Origin of the sequence: Tenacibaculum sp. 190524A05c, assembly GCF_964036595.1 — a bacterium.
Taxonomy (GTDB): domain Bacteria; phylum Bacteroidota; class Bacteroidia; order Flavobacteriales; family Flavobacteriaceae; genus Polaribacter; species Polaribacter platacis.
On record NZ_OZ038523.1, the window covers coordinates 3,190,314 to 3,208,804 of the forward strand.

At 31.0% G+C, this 18,491-nt stretch carries 19 protein-coding genes; 6 read left to right on the forward strand and 13 right to left on the reverse strand.

Features of this window, described 5'->3' with window-relative positions; genetic code table 11:
- Positions 1-15 precede the first annotated feature (15 nt).
- From ABNT61_RS14135 to ABNT61_RS14145, 3 genes are read left to right on the forward strand one after another with little or no spacing between them, the layout of a single operon-like run.
- On the forward strand, positions 16-2,184 hold the full coding sequence (locus tag ABNT61_RS14135; protein WP_348743687.1) for a PepSY domain-containing protein: 2,169 nt from the start codon (positions 16-18) through the stop codon (positions 2,182-2,184).
- A 35-nt stretch (positions 2,185-2,219) separates the two neighbouring features.
- Positions 2,220-3,197 carry an LD-carboxypeptidase gene (locus ABNT61_RS14140; protein WP_348743688.1) on the forward strand — a complete coding sequence of 326 codons (978 nt, stop codon included), beginning with the start codon at positions 2,220-2,222 and terminating at the stop codon, positions 3,195-3,197.
- Between the two features lie 10 nt (positions 3,198-3,207).
- A complete protein-coding gene (locus ABNT61_RS14145) occupies positions 3,208-3,600 on the forward strand; it encodes a hypothetical protein (protein WP_348743689.1) in 393 nt (130 codons plus the stop codon).
- Positions 3,601-3,614: 14 nt separating this feature from the next.
- Here the strand turns inward: ABNT61_RS14145 and ABNT61_RS14150 are convergent, their stop codons facing one another.
- Entirely contained in the window at positions 3,615-3,971 is a 357-nt protein-coding gene (locus ABNT61_RS14150; RefSeq protein ID WP_348743690.1) for a hypothetical protein, read from the reverse strand.
- 37 nt (positions 3,972-4,008) lie between these two features.
- Between ABNT61_RS14150 and ABNT61_RS14155 the strand changes: the two genes are divergently transcribed.
- The gene (locus ABNT61_RS14155; RefSeq protein WP_348743691.1) at positions 4,009-4,365 is read left to right on the forward strand and encodes a YraN family protein; all 357 of its coding nucleotides are present in this window, start codon (positions 4,009-4,011) and stop codon (positions 4,363-4,365) included.
- Positions 4,366-4,420: 55 nt separating this feature from the next.
- On the opposite strand, the gene ABNT61_RS14160 is transcribed toward ABNT61_RS14155, so the two are convergent.
- Complete coding sequence (locus ABNT61_RS14160) at positions 4,421-5,824, reverse strand: TlpA family protein disulfide reductase (protein WP_348743692.1); 1,404 nt, start codon at positions 5,822-5,824, stop codon at positions 4,421-4,423.
- A gap of 112 nt (positions 5,825-5,936) precedes the next feature.
- Positions 5,937-7,325, reverse strand: coding sequence for a TlpA disulfide reductase family protein (locus ABNT61_RS14165; protein ID WP_348743693.1), 1,389 nt, complete (start codon positions 7,323-7,325; stop codon positions 5,937-5,939).
- A gap of 122 nt (positions 7,326-7,447) precedes the next feature.
- Here ABNT61_RS14165 and ABNT61_RS14170 point away from each other — a divergent pair, with 122 nt between their 5' ends.
- Positions 7,448-8,242, forward strand: coding sequence for an SDR family oxidoreductase (locus ABNT61_RS14170; RefSeq protein WP_348743694.1), 795 nt, complete (start codon positions 7,448-7,450; stop codon positions 8,240-8,242).
- Here ABNT61_RS14170 and ABNT61_RS14175 read toward each other — a convergent pair.
- Positions 8,239-8,595, reverse strand: a complete 357-nt coding sequence (locus ABNT61_RS14175) for a hypothetical protein (RefSeq protein ID WP_348710210.1) — start codon at positions 8,593-8,595, stop codon at positions 8,239-8,241. The two genes, ABNT61_RS14170 and ABNT61_RS14175, sit on opposite strands and share 4 nt — an antisense overlap.
- Before the next feature lie 63 nt (positions 8,596-8,658).
- Here ABNT61_RS14175 and ABNT61_RS14180 point away from each other — a divergent pair, with 63 nt between their 5' ends.
- Entirely contained in the window at positions 8,659-9,195 is a 537-nt protein-coding gene (locus tag ABNT61_RS14180; RefSeq protein WP_348740936.1) for a CvpA family protein, read from the forward strand.
- 49 nt (positions 9,196-9,244) lie between these two features.
- Here ABNT61_RS14180 and ABNT61_RS14185 read toward each other — a convergent pair whose 3' ends face one another.
- The 9 genes from ABNT61_RS14185 to ABNT61_RS14225 form a co-directional block, all read right to left on the reverse strand.
- Positions 9,245-9,874: a carbonic anhydrase family protein gene (locus ABNT61_RS14185; protein WP_348743695.1), complete on the reverse strand. Its 630-nt coding sequence runs from the start codon at positions 9,872-9,874 to the stop codon at positions 9,245-9,247.
- Between the two features lie 38 nt (positions 9,875-9,912).
- Positions 9,913-11,523: a SulP family inorganic anion transporter gene (locus ABNT61_RS14190; protein ID WP_348743696.1), complete on the reverse strand. Its 1,611-nt coding sequence runs from the start codon at positions 11,521-11,523 to the stop codon at positions 9,913-9,915.
- A gap of 80 nt (positions 11,524-11,603) precedes the next feature.
- Positions 11,604-11,900, reverse strand: coding sequence for a hypothetical protein (locus ABNT61_RS14195; protein ID WP_348710205.1), 297 nt, complete (start codon positions 11,898-11,900; stop codon positions 11,604-11,606).
- 53 nt (positions 11,901-11,953) lie between these two features.
- On the reverse strand, positions 11,954-12,718 hold the full coding sequence (locus tag ABNT61_RS14200) for an SH3 domain-containing protein (protein ID WP_348723015.1): 765 nt from the start codon (positions 12,716-12,718) through the stop codon (positions 11,954-11,956).
- Positions 12,715-14,475: a BatD family protein gene (locus ABNT61_RS14205; RefSeq protein WP_348743697.1), complete on the reverse strand. Its 1,761-nt coding sequence runs from the start codon at positions 14,473-14,475 to the stop codon at positions 12,715-12,717. Before ABNT61_RS14205 ends, ABNT61_RS14200 begins: the two co-directional genes overlap by 4 nt.
- A gap of 90 nt (positions 14,476-14,565) precedes the next feature.
- Positions 14,566-15,375: a tetratricopeptide repeat protein gene (locus ABNT61_RS14210; protein ID WP_348710202.1), complete on the reverse strand. Its 810-nt coding sequence runs from the start codon at positions 15,373-15,375 to the stop codon at positions 14,566-14,568.
- Between the two features lies 1 nt (position 15,376).
- The gene (locus tag ABNT61_RS14215) at positions 15,377-16,420 is read right to left on the reverse strand and encodes a VWA domain-containing protein (RefSeq protein WP_348710201.1); all 1,044 of its coding nucleotides are present in this window, start codon (positions 16,418-16,420) and stop codon (positions 15,377-15,379) included.
- A gap of 3 nt (positions 16,421-16,423) precedes the next feature.
- Positions 16,424-17,425, reverse strand: a complete 1,002-nt coding sequence (locus ABNT61_RS14220; protein WP_348710199.1) for a VWA domain-containing protein — start codon at positions 17,423-17,425, stop codon at positions 16,424-16,426.
- Positions 17,415-18,491 (reverse strand): hypothetical protein, encoded by a 1,077-nt coding sequence (locus ABNT61_RS14225; RefSeq protein WP_348743698.1) that lies wholly within the window; start codon positions 18,489-18,491, stop codon positions 17,415-17,417. The genes ABNT61_RS14220 and ABNT61_RS14225 overlap by 11 nt, the downstream gene beginning before the upstream one ends.

Genomic DNA, 18,491 nt, shown 5'->3' on the forward strand with positions numbered 1-18,491 from the left:
TGTTTAGTTGTAAATATGTCTATGTCCATTTGGAGGTACAGTCATTTCACGTTGGCTGTATCTTCTTTTTTATTTATCATAATTGCTTCAATTACTGGAATAATATTGGCCTTTGAACCAATTTCCAATCAAATGCAACCTTTTGCTATTTCAGATGTATCTGATATTTCTGTTGGCGAAATGGTTGTGGTATTACAGCACGAATATGAAGAGGTGATTTCTGTTGAACGTAATCATGAGAATTTTGTTATTGCTTCTGTAATTACGAAAGCAGGAGCAAGTCAAACTATTTATATTCATCCGAAAACGGGAAAGAAAATTGGAGAAGTTGATGAAAAGGCAGCTATTTTCAAGTTTGCTACAAGTTTACATAGATCATTATTCTTAAAAAGTACAGGACGTTTTATTGTTGGTTTCGTTTCTTTTTTACTGTTTCTAATTACAATTTCAGGATTGATCTTAATTCTTAAAAGACAAGGCGGATTTAAAAAGTTCTTTTCCAACATTTCGAAAGAGAATTTTTATCAATTCTCTCACGTAGCTCTAGGACGACTTTTCTTAATTCCACTACTTATCATAACGTTTACAGGAGTATATCTATCCTTAGAAAAGTTCAATCTATTACCTAAACATAAAACCAAACATGTTATAGATTTCGATGGATTAAACTCAGCTCCCAAAAAAACAATTGCTGAATTTGAAATATTTAATAACACGAAACTGTCACAATTTAGAAAAATTGAATTCCCATTTTCTTCAGATGTTGAGGATTATTTTCTGTTAGAATTAAAAAACAAAGAGATAACAGTGAATCAAATCACTGGAGAAGTATTGAGTGAAGTATATTATCCTTTTTCAAAACTAATCTCATATTATAGTTTATTACTTCATACAGGTCAAGGTTCTATTTTTTGGTCTATAATTTTATTATTGGCAAGTATAGTTACACTGTATTTCATCTATTCTGGATTTGCAATGACTTTTGAGAGGAAAAGAGGGAAAACAAAGAATAGATACAACAAGGATGAAAGCGAGATTGTATTGCTAGTGGGATCAGAAAATGGAAGTACTCGAAGTTATGGTAAAATGTTGTATAAAGCTCTTTTAAATGAAGGTAAAAGAGTTTTTATTACTGATTTAAACAAGTATGCTTCTTATGAGAAAATGAAATATGTAATCGTCTTAACTGCTACATATGGAGAAGGAGAATCACCAGCAAATGGTTCTAATTTTTTAGAATTAATCAAGAAGAAAAATAATCATCCATTTCAATTTTCGGTAGTTGCATTTGGATCATTGTCTTATCCAAAGTTTTGTCAGTTTGGTATTGATGTTCAATCTGCATTGGAACAAAAAGAAAATGCGACAGAATTACTTCCATTACATAAGATTAATAATAAATCTTTCGAAGCTTTTTCAAAGTGGACACAGGAATTAAATCATAAGTTGTCAGTTAACTTACAGTTAGATAAAAGGATTGTGAGTAAGCAACAAAAATCATTTGCTCTTGAGTTATCTTCTAATGTAAAAATCAATAACGATGATACGTTCTTACTAACTTTTGATGATTGTCATAAAAAATTTACTTCAGGAGATTTGTTAGGTGTTTATGCAAATAATCAAACACACGAGCGATTATATTCAATAGCCAAAATAAATAATACACTTTTATTGAGTATACGAAAGCACGAATTGGGATTATGCTCTAACTATCTATATAATCTTCAGCGAGGAGAATCTATAAAAGCTTTTATTAAAAGAAATCCATCTTTTCATTTTCCTAAAAAAGCTTCTAAAGTAATTATGATTGCTACCGGAACAGGAATTGCTCCATTCTTAGGAATGATTTTCGAACAGAGAACTACATCAATTGACTTGTATTTTGGGTTAAGAACAAAGAAATCTTTAGAATTGTATAAAGATATTCTAAGAGAAGATTTGCTTGATAATTTGTACATGGTATATTCCAGAGAGGCAAAGGAGAAAAGGTATGTACAAGATGTGATACAAACGCAAATAGATACTATTATTTCTTACTTAGAAAATGGAGCCATAATTATGATTTGTGGAGCGATTGCCATGCAAAATGAGGTTTTTTCAATTTTAGAAGAAGCACTATCAAAAAGAAATCAAGCGTTAAGTTTTTATGAAAAAAGAAAGCAAATCTTGGTAGATTGCTACTAATTTTAGTAATTTTCATTCAAAACGTATTTTTACGAATGAAGAGATTTGGAATACTTTTGTTATCGATGGTTCTAGTATCGATGAATGCTCAAACAAACATGAAATTAACAACACCTGCTTATTTACAAAAAGGAGATATGATTGCTATTGTAGCTCCTGCTGGAATTTTAAAGAATAGAAAACATGTAATTGATAAGGCTAAAGAATTAGCCGAAAGTTGGGGATTAAAAGTTGTAATAGGAAAGCATGTTTTTACACAAGCGAATCATTTTGCAGGAACCGATGAGCAACGTTGTCAAGATTTTCAAGAAGCTCTTGATAATCCTCAAATAAAAGCTATTTGGAGTGCTCGTGGAGGATATGGTTCTGTTAGAATTTTAGATCAATTAGATTTCTCAAAATTCAAGGAAAACCCAAAGTGGATTATTGGATATTCTGATATCACAGCTTTTCATAATCACGTCCATAATTTAGGTGTGGAAACGTTACATGCAATGATGGGAACGAGTATGCAAGATGACCCAGTAGATATTGCGGAAACCATAGAAACGTTCAGGAAAGCGTTATTTGGAGAGCAATTAAAGTACACGATAAAATCATCTAAAGAAAATAGAAAAGGAAATGCTGAAGGTGTTTTAGTAGGAGGAAATATTGCAATTTTAGCATCAATGTTAGGTTCAGATAGCCAATTGAATACAGATGGGAAAATTCTATTTATTGAGGAAATAGGAGAATATAAATATGCTATTGATCGTATGTTGCAAAGTTTAAAAAGAGCAGGTTATTTCAATAAAGTAAAAGGAGTTATTGTTGGCGACATGACTAAAATTAGAAAGAATACAACTCCATGGGGAAGTTCTATTGAGCAGTTAATTTTAGATATTGTTCCGAATGATGTTCCAGTATTATTTGGTTTCCCTGCTGGACATGAACCTGATAATAGAGCTTTAATTATGGGACGAACTATAAAATTATCTGTTACTGATCGATTATCTTCTGTGAGTTTTAAATAAATTTATTCCTATGGGTAGATGGCTTGAAGTTGTTGATAAAGAATTTAATACTGTCAAGGAATTAGCTCCTAACTTATTGATTCATCTTTCACAATATTGGCCAAAGGATGTGAAAATTATATTTCCCATTTTGACCAATTTAAATTTACATTCTACTGACTGGATTGATGAAAATCAGAATTTTAAAGATAATGAGTTAATACAATTAAAAGATGAATTAGAATTGTACTTAAAAGTCTTGAATTTCGAAGCTTTTGTTCAGGATTTTGACACCAATAGAATTATTGAAAACTTTAGAAATGAAGATTACACATTCAAAGATTATAAAGAAGATTTAGGAAGTTTTGTCTCTTTGTTTGAAGACTGCATTAAAAATAATTTTGAAGTTAAATTTTATCTTTAAATATAAAATACTACTCACATCGCTTTTAATCTAAACTCAAGACTTTCGATATCATTAGATAGTTTTTGAAAACGATATTTTCTGTTCTCTTGTTCTGTATGTTGTTTACCAATATCACCGCCAATTAACCACATTAAAAACTTAGGTTGAGTTCGGTTATGTCTGGTTTCATCTAAATTAAAATCAACTTTATAAATTTCTTGCTTAAAGGAATCCGAGATTAGTTCAGATTCTATCACGTAAGTTTTAAAACGACGTATTTCAATATTAAATTGGTTGATCTCATCTTCGTCGATGTGGCCATCATAGCTATGTCTAGCACATTCCGCTTTTAAAAAGGAAAGGTATTTAAATAATTTTTCTTCATTCATATTAATTCAAATATAGATATTTTTGTAGGAAAAAGTTATGGCTCAACATAATGAACTAGGTAAGAGAGGAGAAGATGCCGCAGTAAATTACCTAATAGAAAAAGGATATCGAATACTGCGTCGTAATTACAGATTTCTCAAAGCCGAAGTTGATATAATTGCTAAGAAAGATGATATAATCATTGGTGTTGAAGTAAAAACAAGAACGTCAAATTACTTTGGGAATCCTCAAGACTTTATCAATCAAAAGAAAATTCAATTACTCACTGCGGCTCTAGATCATTACATGCAGGAATCTAATTTAGATATAGAAGTTAGATTTGATATTATTTCAGTTATCGGAAATAAGTCATTTGAGATAAAACATATTGAAGATGCATTTCTGTTTTTTTGAAATAAAAAACGACATCCCAATTGAGATGTCGTTTGATAATTTTATTTGAATAAGATTATTTCCCTTCTTCTTCCTTTGAAGGTCCGTTTAAGTAATCTTTAATATCCGGTACAGTATTCGGTACAGCAATAATCTTTTTATCCTTATCTAATAAGAAATACGTTGGAGTTTGCTCTATTCTATACTTTTGAACAGTTTCATTTTTTAGTTTGAACTCAGGGTGTGTTCCAATAGCATTATGCCATTTAGGTAATTTGTTAGTTGCCCAGTCTGTAAAGTCTTTCTCATCGTCCTCAATAGCAAATGCAATTACAGAAGTATTCGGATGAGTTGAATTCATGTATTCATAAACTTCAGGAACTTCTTTAACACAGTGCCCGCATTGTGTACTCCAGAAAATTAATAAGTAATTTTCTCCGTCATTTAAGCCTGATAAGCTTAATTCTTTTTCTCCTTCTTTCCATGAAAAATCTGGAGCAACTCTACCTTGAGAAGCTAATAACTCTGCTAATTTATCATTCTTGAATTTCGCGTCTTTAAATTCATCATCCATTTCATCATAATATTCAGCAAATAAGAAATCAACAATTTCAGAGTTTCTTGCATTTGTAAAACGAGTAATTAGATATTCCAAAATCTCTTTTTGAATTTGATCATCCTTTACTTGCTTCATTACATTTGTAATAGATTGCTTGTAAACTTTTTGTTGCTCTTCTTGATTTCCCTCAATGTTTAAATAGAAAATATAATTTGTTACTTTCTCAATAATAAAAGGAGATCTGTATAATTTTTGATCAGAAAAATCTACGTTTTCAAAAAAGCTCTCCACAACATATTCTAAATATTCTTGAGTATCATCAAAAATAGAAGATGAGTTTGTTGATTTGTTAGCCTTAATAAACGTGTTTACTAACATTCCTTCAGATTTACCTTCGTAAGCATCTTGAATTTCTTCTTGCTCTTTAAAGGCTTTCTTATAAGCTTTTTTAGTTTTCTTATTGTCGTCTTTTAAATAAACGCTTTGTAAAGAATCCATTGCAACTTGTCTGATGTTCAGCTGCTCTAAATATTCACGATAAACTTTATTTTCTCTAGACCTCGTAAAAAGAACCGATTCTTCAGGGTATTGAGGATTAAATACAAACTCTATATTTTCATTATTGAAATATACATCTATGAATCCTGCACCTTGATTTCTATAAGTAACTCGGTAAACACCAGTTTGTGCATCTGCTGGTAATTTTAATTCGAAACGACCAACTTTTTGAACATTTCCTCCAATGTTTATATCTTCGAAAACAATAGTTCCGTTACTAATAAATTTTTGCTTTGGTCCGTTAATTTTATACAAAATTACCCAATCACTTTCTTCCGGAGGAGTCATAGTACCTTTAATACTGTACTGTGCGTAAGAGATTGATGTTACGAATAGAAATAAAAAAAGTAATTTTTTAAACATGTAATATTTATATTTTATGGTTAAAAAGAAAGACTATCTAAAAACGATAATCGCATAAATGTACGAAATGTTGTTTTTAGATAGTCTTTTTATATGCTAAAACAAAAATGTTTTATTCTTTTGCCGCATTACCATTGTCAAAGTAATCTTTAACATCTTCAAAAGAATTTGGCATTGCGATAATTTTCTTGTCTTGGTTTAAGATAAAATATGTTGGTGTTCCAACTAATTGATACGTTCTTACCACTTCATTTTCCCACTTATTGTCTGGGTGAGTTCCCATAACATTGTGCCATCCGTATAATTTCTTCACGTACTCATTCCACTCTAAATCCTCTTGCTCAATACCAAAGGCAATCACAGAAGTTTTATCATGAGTTTTCATAAAGTCATATAATAATGGAATTTCTTTTAAACAGTGAGAACATCCTGTACTCCAGAATACTAATAAATACTTTTCTCCATCGTTTAAAGTAGATAATTTATAATCTTTTCCTTCTTCCTTCCATGAAAAATCAGGAGCAATTCTACCTACAGTTGCACGTAATAAAGCTACTTTATCATCTCTAAACTTTGGATCTTGGAATTCTCCTGGTAACTTATCGTAATAATTTGCGAAAAGTCCATCAACAATTTCAGAGTTTCTTGCATTAGCAAAACGAGTAATTAAATATTCTGTAACTTCTTTACGAACTTTATCATCTTCTACAAGATCCATTACTTTAGCAATAGATTCGTTGTATAATTTTTGTTGTAATGTTTGATTTTCTGCAATGTTTAAATAGAAAACATAGTTTGTAATCTTGTCGATAATAAAAGGAGAATTGTATAACTTCTTATCTGAAAAATCAACATTATCAAAGAAACTTCCAACAACGTGGTTTAAGTATTCTTGAGTATCATCAAATATAGAAGATGAGTTTGTAGGTTTAGAAGCTTTAATGTAAGTGTTCACTAACATTCCTTCAGATTTACCTTCGTAAATCTCTTGAACTTCTTCTTGCTCTTTATATGCTTTCTTATAAGCTTTTTTAGTTTTTTTCTCGTCAGCTTTTAAGTATTCAACTTGTAAAGAATCTATAGATCTTTGCATTAATGCGATCGCATCTAAATATTCTCTGTATACTTTGTTTTCTCTAGATTTTGTAAAAACAATTGATTCTTCTGGATATACTGGATTGAAAACAAATTCAATATTTTCTTTGTTGAAGAAGAAATCAACAAATCCTGCTCCTTGATTTCTGTAGGTAACTCTATACGCACCTTCTTTAGCATCCGCTGGTAAGTTTAATTCAAATCTACCAACCTTCTGTGTATTCCCACCTATGTTTACATCTTCAAACACAATAGTAGAATTACTAATAAATTTTTGCTTTGCTCCTTCGATTTTATACAAAATAACCCAGTCGCTTTCTTCTGGAGGTGTCATAGTTCCTTTTATAGAAAATTGGGCATTTGCAATCGATGTAACAAATATTAATAATGCAAGTAATCTTTTCATCGTTAACAAGGGATTTATTTATAATAATATTTATAATTCTGTTTCCAGTATTCCAATAAGCGTACCAAAATTACTATTTCTTATTTAATTTGAGTACATTAGGTCAAACTTTATTTAGGAAAATGGGTCTAGAAAACAAAATAATCTGGATTACCGGAGCTTCTTCTGGTATAGGAAAATCACTGGCAATTCATCTATCGCAGCAAAATACAAAATTAATCTTATCTTCTAGGAAAGAGTCGTCTTTAAATGAGGTAAAGAAAATGTGTAATAATCCTGATAATGTGAGTGTTTTACCATTAGATTTAGAAGGTTATTCTAATTTTTCGGACAAAGTTCAGCAAGCAATTTCGGTTTTTGGAAGGATAGATATTTTAGTAAACAATGGTGGGATTAGTCAAAGATCTTTAGCCAAGAATACAAATATAAGCGTTGACAAACGATTAATGGATATCAATTATTTAGGAACAGTAGCTTTGACAAAAGAAATTCTTCCTCATTTTATTGAAAATAAATCGGGCCATTTTGTAGTTACCACAAGTATTGTTGGAAAAATTGGAACTCCATTACGTTCAACTTATGCCGCCACTAAACATGCATTACATGGCTTCTTTGATAGTTTACGTGCAGAAGTTCATCAAGATAATATTAAAGTAACAATGGTTTGTCCTGGTTTTGTAACTACAAATGTTTCTAAAAATGCCTTAACAGGAGATGGTACTCCTCAAGATAAAATGGACACCGCAACTGCAAACGGAATTCATCCTGATCGTTTTGCTAAATTAATGGCAAAAGCCATTTCTAAACAAAAAGAAGAGGTGTATATAGCAGGAGCTAAGGAAAAATTAGGCGTTTATGCAAAACGTTTTTATCCGAAGTTACTGTCAAAAATGATCCGAAAGCTTAGTGTCACTTAATTGAAAAAATCAATAGCTTCAAAATAGTTTACTATAGCTTCCTTCATCAATACTGTTTGTTCTCCTGGTTTTAAATTAGGCAGTTCGGTAAGTATTTTATAATGTGGCCAGCCGTCGTTATCAAAGTAATCAAACTCGTAATAACCATAAGGCTCAAGAAGTTTACAGATGGCAATATGCATTAAGTTTACTTTTTCATCTTTTTTAAACTTTCTTTGTCCTTGTCCGAGTTCCTGAACCCCAATAAGATATATAATACTGTCGACGTTTAATTCGTCTCCTTCAGCAAATTGTTGCGATAATGAAGCAATTAAAAAATCCCACTTCTCTTTTAAGTTATCAACTTTATTCATTCGTTTTTAATTGAAGAGCAAAGATACAAATGAGTTATTTATATTTGTTAAAATTCTAGGACTATGAATGTATTTGATATTATTATAGCTTCATTATTACTTTTTGGATTTGTAAGAGGATTAATGAAAGGATTATTTGTTGAAGTTGCTTCTTTAGTTGCGTTAGTCGCTGGAGTATACGGAGCAATTCATTTTTCATATTTCTTAGGAGATTGGTTAGAAAGTAGTTTAGATTGGTCTGAGCAGTATATTACGTTAGTGGCATTCGCAGGAACTTTTGTAATCATTATTGTTGTAATTGCCTTACTAGGTAAAATCTTAACTAAAATTGCCGATTTTGCTTCTCTAGGAATTTTAAATAAAATATTAGGAGGAGTCTTTGGAGCTTTAAAGATAGGATTGATTTTAAGTGTGATTTTTATCTTTTTTGGTAAAATGAATGACACAATACCTTTTGTAAAAAAAGAGAGCTTACAACAATCAATATTGTATGCACCTGTAAAAAAAATTGCACCGATGATATTTCCTTCAATTATAAAAGGAGATGATGAAGATGTAGAGCCAGAAGCACAAGATTCAGAACAAAATACAGAAGAATAAAAAAAGCGATGATTAACTCATCGCTTTTTAGTTTTATAGAACTACGTTATTATAACATGTTTACTTTTCCTGTTGATAAAGAGTAAACTCCACCAACAATAGAAATTTCTCCATTGTCTTCCATTTCTTGTAAAATTTTACTCTTCTCTCGAATTCTTTCGATAGTTAATTTTACATTATTCTCAACAGTTTTAGCTACAAATTCTTTATTTGAAGAATCTGCAACACCTTCAACTTCTTCCGAAGCCATTTTAGCAGCAGGAGTGATATTACTCAACATTGCAGTAATATTTCCTAATTCTACACCGTCACAAGCAGCTTTCACTGCACCACAACTTTCATGACCTAGAACTAATACTAACTTACTTCCTGCAACTGCGCATGAATATTCCATACTTCCTAAAATATCAGTGTTTTCGAAGTTTCCTGCTACACGAGCAACGAAAACATCACCAATAGTTTGATCGAATACTAATTCTACTGGTACTCGCGAATCGATACAAGATAAAATTACTGCCTTTGGAAATTGTCCACCTGTTGTTTGTTGAACTAAAGAAGTAACATCTGAGCTTGTTAAGTTATTTGCCACATAACGCTCATTACCCTCAAGTAAATCTTGCAAAACAGACTGTGGCGAAAGACTCGCCTGAGCGTCTTTTGTTAATGCTGTATTTCTCATTTTATATTGTTGTTTTAATGGTTTTCTTTTTAATAATCTTAACTAGCTTTTGGTCTTAGTTTGAAAAACTCAATATAGCTAGGAGGGTTTTCAACAGTTCCTCTTTCTGAAACTAGAGTAATATTGATATTTCTTTCTTTTGCTTTGTGAGCAAAATCTTCTAAAATCTCAATAATATCATTATCTAAATAGCGTGTTTTAGAAACATCTAATTCTAATGAAGAGTTTTCTGGTAAGTTATCTAATTCTTTTAAGATCGCTCCTTTGTTAAAGAAAGTAACTTCTTCAGCTAAAGTCATTTTTACTTTACCATCATTAACATCTTCTCCTTCTTTGTGTAAGAAGTGAGAGTTTTGGAAACTTTTTAATAAGATAACAAAAATTCCAACTGCTAACCCTAAACCGATTCCTAATAATAAATCTCCAGTAATTGCCATTGGTAGAACCGTTGCCATAAATGGTACAAATTGTTTCCAACCTAATTTATACATATTAGTAAAGGTAGATGGTTTAGCTAATTTGAAACCAACAATGAAAAGTACAGCAGCTAATACAGATAATGGAATTTTATTTAATAAAGTTGGAATTAAAATCACAGAAATTAATAAAAAGAATCCGTGAATAATTGCAGACATTTTACTCTTACCTCCAGATTGGATGTTGGCAGAACTTCTTACAATTACCTGAGTAATTGGTAATCCACCAATCATACCAGAAATAATATTACCAGTTCCTTGAGCTATTAATTCTCTGTTCGTTGGTGTTACATTTTTATCTGGATCTAATTTATCAGTAGCTTCCACACATAATAATGTTTCTAAACTTGCAACAATTGCAATTGTAAATGCAATTACCCAAACATCTTTATCTCCTATTGCAGAGAAATCAGGAAAGCTAAATTGTCCTTTAAAGCTATCGAAACTATCAGGTACTGGAACAGATACTAATTGTTCTTTTAATAATCCTAAAGATCCTCCTTGAGTTACTAGGAAGAAAATAATACCTACAACTACAGCTACTAAAGGTCCTTGAATTAATTGGAAAATTTTAGCTTTTTTCGCTAATACATTCGACCATAATAATAGGATTCCTAAAGCTATAATTCCTATAACTGTAGCTCCTACACTAATATTACCACTTAAAAGTGCATTTAAAGAGTTTAATAATCCCGAGATTAAGTTGTCCCATTCTACTTGAAGGAAAGAAAAATCACCTGTTGGATTTTTATCCATTCCAAAGAAATAAGGTATTTGTTTTAGAATGATAATAATTCCTATACCGGTAAGCATTCCTTTAATTACCGAAGAAGGGAAGAAGTAAGCAATAATTCCAGCTCTAGCCAAACCAAGAAGTATTTGAATAATACCTCCTAATACTACAGCAACTAAGAACTTTTCGAATCCACCATTCTCAAGTCCTCCTAATGTTACGATTGCAGCTAATACAATTGCAGCTAATCCTGCAGCTGGTCCACTTACACCAATACTAGATCCACTAATACTAGCAACTACAATACCTCCTACAATTCCGGCAATTAATCCAGAAAATAATGGCGCGCCACTCGCCAAAGCAATACCTAAACATAAAGGTAATGCTACAAAAAACACCACTATACTAGCGGGTAAATCATTTTTTATCGTTTTAAACATAATATAAAATTTGTTTAACTTATTTTTTAAGTTGTTGGTTTTTGATTTAGTTATTTAATTGTCAGTTATGTAAATGAAATCTAACTAAATTCCGGTGGTGGCGAATCAACTTTAAGTGAAAGAGTAGTGTATTCACTTGATAAATAAACAATACTATGTTTACTTTTTAAATGCTTATAAGGAATGATTTCTTGATAGATATGAATGATTTTAACATCAGTATCATTATTCTTTTCTGTTTGCTCAGAATCATCTTCAAGATCTGTAAGAACTAATGAATATTCACATGCTTTTTCACTCAAACTTAAATAAGTAGGTAATGCTATTGAAGTGATTAAAATTACAGCAAAAAAGTATGTTACAAGTGATGTTTTCATATTTCTAGGTTGTTAAAAATATAAAAACTTGTTGAGGTTGTTGTTAAAAAAAACTAAAAAACATGTAACAATTTGATTTCATTGTCTTTTAACCATCCAATTTTTCCGTCTACCAATTTAATTTTTTTCCAGTCATCAACTTTATCCAAAACTGATACTTTGGTTCCTTCATGAATTACAAAAGCTTCTTCAGCATTTTTCGTAGGTTCATTTTTTACAGAAACTTCAGTAGTATAAATAATGGCCTCAATAGTTTTAGATGCTTTTCCATACTGTGTCATTGTTATGGATAAAGTCGCAATAAGTAAAACCGCACCAATTAAACTCGAGGTAAAGAACAATCTTTTAAGTGATGGCGAATGAGAAAAATAATAAAGTAAGAATAGGCAAGAAGCTAAAAACGAAAGTATAACAGCAGCAATGGCCCATTGATTGTAACTTAATTTGCTTAAATAGTTCTCATCAAACTTTTGGAATACAGATTTCGGTAGTTCTTCTATTCTATCTAAAGATAACCTTTTTGCGAAGATTAAATTATTTTGAGCATCTTCATTTAAAGGGTCAAGTTGTAAAGCTTTTTCGTAATTGAAAATTGATGGTCCAACTTTGTTTATTTTGTAATAACTATTTCCAAGATTGTAATATAGTTCAGATGATACATTTCCAGTAGCTTCAATTGCTTCATATAGTTCAATGGCTTTAGTGTAATCACCATTTTTATATAATGTATTCGCTTCTGAAAATTGTTGATCAGCTTCTTGAGCAAAATGAGTACTCAAAGTAAAAAACGCAAGTAGTAAAACTATTCTTTGTATCATAATTGCTTATCAATTTGAGTTATTACTTGTTTCGCTTTTTCGTATTCCTGATTCATTTGAACGTTCGTAATTGGAGTATAACGTGCAAAATCACAATCTTTTAATACACTAATGAAATTATCAATTGTATTAATATCAACGTTTTTATCTTGTAGTAATTGACTGATTTTATCTCTACTGATGTCAGAAGTTTCTACTCTTAGTTTTGCCTTTAAATAGTTATGTAAAGCTCTTTCTAATGCTTCGTAGAAAGCTTCTTTGTTTCCTAATTGAGATTTAGCTTCTGAAAGATATTTCTTAGCTAATCGATCAGCTTTTCTTTGTTTACTACCAATAATATCGGCATCTCTTTCCTCTTTCTTCTTATTGATAAGAATTGCAATAGGAATAAATATAATTGGTAATAATAGCAGCAAATAGAAAAGTGTAGATTTATAAAAATCGGATTTAACTATTGGAGCTAAACTTGTCGATGTCTGAATATATCTGAAGTTTTTACCAGTAGTCTTTACAGTTTGTTTAACTACTTCATTGTTTGGAGTACTTGTTACAAGTTCTTTTCCTTCGGTAACATCAACGAAGATGTCTTCTGTTGCAATGGTATGATATTTTCCATCTTTAGGGTTGAAATAAGAGAATTCTGTCTTAGGAATCTTATATTTTCCTTTAAATTCTGGAACAACTGTATAATTATCAATCACAGAACCGGTCAATCCTGAAGTTGTAATTTTTACCTTTTCTTTTCTTTCAGGTTGATAAACTTCTAGTTCTTTTGGAGTTTCAATTTTTGGCAACTCAAAAAGTTTCAAATTTCCTTTACCCTTAACAGTAACTTTAATCTGTGAAGATTCGTTTGCTTTTAAAACGTTTTTAGAAGAAGTTAGTTCATAAGTGAAGTCTCCAACCGCACCTGTAAATCCTTCAGGTTTTCCTTCCAAAGGAAGTTCTTTTGCAATAATGGTTTTTCTTGCAGAAGTATATTCTTTTCTAATTTGTTTCGTAATAGGGTTACCAAAGAAATCTCCTCTTCCTGTTGGAACAGCAACTACAATATCCATCTTCATTGGATCGATTGTTAACTTTCCTGATTTTGTTGGAATAAGTAATGCTTTGTTCAATACAGCATAACGATATTGTTCGCCATTATACATTGCTGTTTTAACTTGAGAACCGTCTCTTTTAATTTCTTGATTCCAAAATCCATTGTATTGCGGAGCTTCAGTTACGGCATTATCATAAATACCAACATTATTGCTAAAGTATAATCTGTATTCAACATATATTCCTTCACCAACGTAAGGTTTTGCTTTAGAAACTTCAGCAACTAAATGAATATTTTGTTCCGCGATATAATCTGGATCATTTGGATTTTTTGGAATTTTCACAGCCTCAGTAACTATAATTTTTACCGGCTTCGACTTTAGTTTTTTACCATCATAGTCAATACTGGCAGAAGGTAAATTAAACTCTCCTTTGCGTAATGGTTTTATGATGTAAGAATATTTTTGTGAAAAAGTAGCTTTTCCGTTTACCCAAGACTGACTTACAGAATGGCTAGGACCGCCAACAATTTTAAAATTTTTGAAATTTGGTGGAACAAAATGATCTGCACCTTGTTTGTTTATAGAAAATTCAACACGGAGACGCTGATTTAAGCCAAGTTTGTTTTTACTTACTTTGGCCACAAGTTCAACTTCTTGTGCAAAAACAGAAGTTGTAATCAGTGCTATTATAAATGTAATAAACCTTAGTTTCATTTGTGAATTCAGATCGGACAAAAATACTATTTTTTTGGAATGATAAAATAATTGATTTTTAAGATTTTGGTCTTAAAATTTTCCTAATTGTTACCAGTCTTTTTCCTGTTTTATTTTTCTACCTTTTGATTTCTTTACATTCATTTTCTTTTGAGTCTTCTTTTCCTCATTATTTAAACTCTCAAGCAGTTGTTTCATTTGCTCTGGAGTCATTTTACCAGGTTGTGGTTTTTGCTTTTGCTTATCTTTTTTGTTTTGATCGTTCTTAGGATCTTGATTTTTATCTTGGTTCTTAGGATCTTGTTTTTTCTTGTCGTCTTTATCGTCTCCTTCTTTTTTATCTTTATTTTGATCCTTGTTTTTTTGATCCTGATCTTTCTTTTGATCTTTATTTTGTTGATTCTTCTTATCCTTGTTCTTGTCGTTTTTATTTTTCTGCTTTTCCTTTTCAGCTTTCTTTTGAGCTACAGCAAGATTATAACGAGTTTCGTCGTCATTCGGATTATTTCTTAAGGCATTTTTATAAGCATCTACAGCTTGTTGATATTGCTTTTGCTCCATCATAGCATTACCAATATTGTGGTATGCTTCTGCCTTTTCTGCTTTTGTTTTGGCAGTTTTAGTCGTTAGTTCGTATTGAGAAACTGCTTCTTTAAACTTTTTTCCTTGATATAAAGCATTCCCATAATTGTAGCTTGCTTTATCGTACTTAGTATCCTTTCCTAAAGCTTTACGATAAGCAATTGAAGCTTCATTAAACTTTTGTTTGTTATAAAGCTTATTACCTTCTCTAACAAAAGATCTCGCTTCCCTTTTTAGTTTTATGGTGTCCTGCTGAGCATTGATATTGTTCGAAAAACAAGCAGAAACTAATATTATCAATTGAATTATTTTCTTCATACTACTTATCATCCTTTTCATTAAATAAATCTACTTTCTTCAACCATTTTGTTTTTCTTTCGAAAAAGAAAACATCTATTAGTAAAAATAAAAATCCTATTCCCAAGAACCATTGAAACTGATCTTTGTAGTCTGAAAACTGTTTAGTTTCAAACTCACTTTTTTGAGCGTTGGCTATTATTTTTTCTATGGCCTTTACAGGCTGTTCCGTTTTATTTCCATCGATGTAAGTTCCATCAGAAGCTCTTGCAATTCCTTCGAGGATATCTGGTTTTCTTTGTGTGATTACAGTTTCACCTTTACGATCTTTCTTGTAACCAACTAATCCTCCGTTGAGTTCAATTGGAATTGGTCCTCCTTTTTCGGTTCCCACACCAATTGTATAAACTTTTACACCTTCGTTAGCTATGTCTTGAGCTTTTTGTTTGGTTTCTTCTTGATGATCTTCTCCATCAGAAATAATCAACAAGTACTTATTTGTTTGTTCGTCGTTGTTATAATATGTTTTTGCTAAATCTAAGGCTTCAGTAATCGCTGTTCCTTGACTTGAAACCATATCTGGATTTGCATTTTGCAAAAACATTTTTGCTGCAGCATGATCAGTTGTGATAGGTAAAAGTGGATACGCATTTCCCGCATAAATAATAATACCAACACGATCACTACCTAGCTTATCAATTATTTTAGAAATAATTTGTTTTGATTTCTCTAATCTATTCGGAGCAATATCTTGCGCTAACATACTTTTAGAAACATCTAAAGCAAATATGATATCAACTCCTTCACGTTTTACAGTTTGAAGCTTAGTTCCCATTTTGGGATTCACCAAAGCGATGATTAAAAACGATAAACCGATTAGTAAAAAGGTAAGTTTTAAAACAGATTTAAAAGTAGAAAGGTTAGGCGCAAGTTTTTCTAGTAATGCTAATTCAGCAAATTTTCTTTGCGTTTTTTTCTTCCACCATAAAACCAATAAGAAGATTACAATAATAACAGGTACTATTGCAAAAAAGTAAAAATATATTGGTTCTTCTAACTTATACATGTTTTAAATAAAGCTTTTAAAGATTGTATTTCTTAATATAAATTCTAGGACTAAAAAGAAACCAGCTAACAATACCCAAATTCTATATTTTTCTGAATAGTTGTAATACTTGAATTCTTCGATTTTAGTTTTTTCTAGCTTATCAATTTCATCATAAATTTCTTTTAGTTTTGCATTACCAGTTGCACGGAAATATTGTCCGTCTGTTTCACTAGCTATAAACTTCAACAATTTCTCATCGATTTCAACTTGTTGATTTCTAAAAGATAATTTTCCTGTTCTAGGATCTTTTGCCCAAGGAAAAGGAGCCATTCCGTTTGTTCCAATTCCAATGGTATATACTTTTATACTTAATTCTTTCGCTAATTCTGTTGCTGTTTTAGGATCTACAAAACCAGCATTATTTACACCATCTGTAAGAAGAATAATAACTTTACTTTTAGCCTTACTCTCTTTTAATCTATTCACTGCAGAACCTAATCCCATTCCAATTGCTGTTCCTCCTTCTAACTGTCCCCATTTAATTTCAGAAATGGTTCTTTTTACAATAGATTTGTCACTTGTAATTGGAGTTTGGGTAAAACTCTCACCAGCATAAACAACAATACCAATTCTGTCGTTAGGTCTTCTGTTTACAAAATCAACGGCAACTCGTTTTAATGCTTCTAAACGATTTGGTTTTAAATCTTTTGCTAGCATACTTGCAGAAACATCAATAGCCATAACGATGTCAATACCGCGATTCGTTTTTGTTTTTTTGCTAACAGATACATTCCTTGGTCTTGCTAATGCAATAATTAATGCAGAAAAAGCTAGTATTCTGAAAACATGTAAAAGCGGTTTTAGTTTGGCAAGAATTGAAGTTCCTTCAAACCCTCTAACGCTAGGTACAGACAATAAGGTGCTTTCTTTTTTTCTACTAGAAAAGAACCAAAGAGCAATCAATGGTATTAAGGCAAATAGCCATAAAAACTCTGGACTATGGAACTCGAAATTATTCAACATTGGTTACTGGTGTTTTTAACGAGTTCGACATTGGAATTACTTTAGCTAATGAATATCCTATAGAAATTGCTAATAATAGAATCAGGACAATTGCTACAATCCTTACCAAAATAGATGGTTTTTTAACTATTGGCTTTTCAACAATAATAACCGGATCTATTTCAGCAGACTCTTCAATTTCAATATTCGGCTTAATATTATCTAAAATATGTTTAGCAACATTTCTATCAGCTTCAATTTCATGAGCTAAAGGTTTAGATTTTGCAAATTTTACTAAATCAGCTTGCTTCAATAATTTATCTAAACTTTGTATCGTATCCTTATCTGTTAAAATTGATTTTGTTTCATTAAAATCAGATAAAGTTTCAATTAAACCACTTGTAGTAGTTTCAAGAGCTGGAACATTTAATTCGCGCTCAATGAAATTACGAAGAATGTCCGTTAACTCACTGTAATACTGTTTAATTTTGTTATTCTGCCATAATAATTTTTCATCCAGTAACTTTAAGTTACGAACAGCTTCTTGGTAAGGGTTTAATAATTGTTCTCTTGTTTTAACTTCATCATTATCACTTCGTTTAAGCGCAAAATATAATACTGAAGTCACAATTAAAATAATGGCTAGGGCCCAAAAGAGAATGTTTTTGTAATCGTCAAACTGATACGGTTCTCCTTTAATTCCTTTAATCGGAAACTTTTGAATTTTGGTAGTATCAATTGCAACGGTAGCAACATTTATTAATAAACTATCAGTTAAATGTGCCTGGTTTCTAATGAAAACTTGTTGTTGTGGAATATAAAAAGCTCCGCTATCAAAACCAGTTAAAATATATTTTTGTACGAGTTTGTTTTTTAAAGTGTCTAAGCGAAGGCTATCGATTACTTCAATTCCTTTAAGTTCAAGCTTAGGCATGATAATATTATCAGTTCCATCAACAGAAATTTTATATTCGAATTGCTCTCCAATACGAATATTCGTTGTGTCAATTTCTGCTTTAACAGGCGAAGTTTGCGCCGAAAGAAAAGCTGAATAAAATAATGCTATATACAGTAAATATTTCTTCAA

Bases quoted from the DNA above. Each gene is read 5' to 3' on its own strand.
- ABNT61_RS14135 (WP_348743687.1), top strand. From the start codon at position 16: ATGTCTATGTCCATTTGGAGGTACAGTCATTTCACGTTGGCTGTATCT.
- ABNT61_RS14140 (WP_348743688.1), top strand. From the start codon at position 2,220: ATGAAGAGATTTGGAATACTTTTGTTATCGATGGTTCTAGTATCGATG.
- ABNT61_RS14145 (WP_348743689.1), top strand. From the start codon at position 3,208: ATGGGTAGATGGCTTGAAGTTGTTGATAAAGAATTTAATACTGTCAAG.
- ABNT61_RS14150 (WP_348743690.1), bottom strand. From the start codon at position 3,971: ATGAATGAAGAAAAATTATTTAAATACCTTTCCTTTTTAAAAGCGGAA.
- ABNT61_RS14155 (WP_348743691.1), top strand. From the start codon at position 4,009: ATGGCTCAACATAATGAACTAGGTAAGAGAGGAGAAGATGCCGCAGTA.
- ABNT61_RS14160 (WP_348743692.1), bottom strand. From the start codon at position 5,824: ATGTTTAAAAAATTACTTTTTTTATTTCTATTCGTAACATCAATCTCT.
- ABNT61_RS14165 (WP_348743693.1), bottom strand. From the start codon at position 7,325: ATGAAAAGATTACTTGCATTATTAATATTTGTTACATCGATTGCAAAT.
- ABNT61_RS14170 (WP_348743694.1), top strand. From the start codon at position 7,448: ATGGGTCTAGAAAACAAAATAATCTGGATTACCGGAGCTTCTTCTGGT.
- ABNT61_RS14175 (WP_348710210.1), bottom strand. From the start codon at position 8,595: ATGAATAAAGTTGATAACTTAAAAGAGAAGTGGGATTTTTTAATTGCT.
- ABNT61_RS14180 (WP_348740936.1), top strand. From the start codon at position 8,659: ATGAATGTATTTGATATTATTATAGCTTCATTATTACTTTTTGGATTT.
- ABNT61_RS14185 (WP_348743695.1), bottom strand. From the start codon at position 9,874: ATGAGAAATACAGCATTAACAAAAGACGCTCAGGCGAGTCTTTCGCCA.
- ABNT61_RS14190 (WP_348743696.1), bottom strand. From the start codon at position 11,523: ATGTTTAAAACGATAAAAAATGATTTACCCGCTAGTATAGTGGTGTTT.
- ABNT61_RS14195 (WP_348710205.1), bottom strand. From the start codon at position 11,900: ATGAAAACATCACTTGTAACATACTTTTTTGCTGTAATTTTAATCACT.
- ABNT61_RS14200 (WP_348723015.1), bottom strand. From the start codon at position 12,718: ATGATACAAAGAATAGTTTTACTACTTGCGTTTTTTACTTTGAGTACT.
- ABNT61_RS14205 (WP_348743697.1), bottom strand. From the start codon at position 14,475: ATGAAACTAAGGTTTATTACATTTATAATAGCACTGATTACAACTTCT.
- ABNT61_RS14210 (WP_348710202.1), bottom strand. From the start codon at position 15,375: ATGAAGAAAATAATTCAATTGATAATATTAGTTTCTGCTTGTTTTTCG.
- ABNT61_RS14215 (WP_348710201.1), bottom strand. From the start codon at position 16,420: ATGTATAAGTTAGAAGAACCAATATATTTTTACTTTTTTGCAATAGTA.
- ABNT61_RS14220 (WP_348710199.1), bottom strand. From the start codon at position 17,425: ATGTTGAATAATTTCGAGTTCCATAGTCCAGAGTTTTTATGGCTATTT.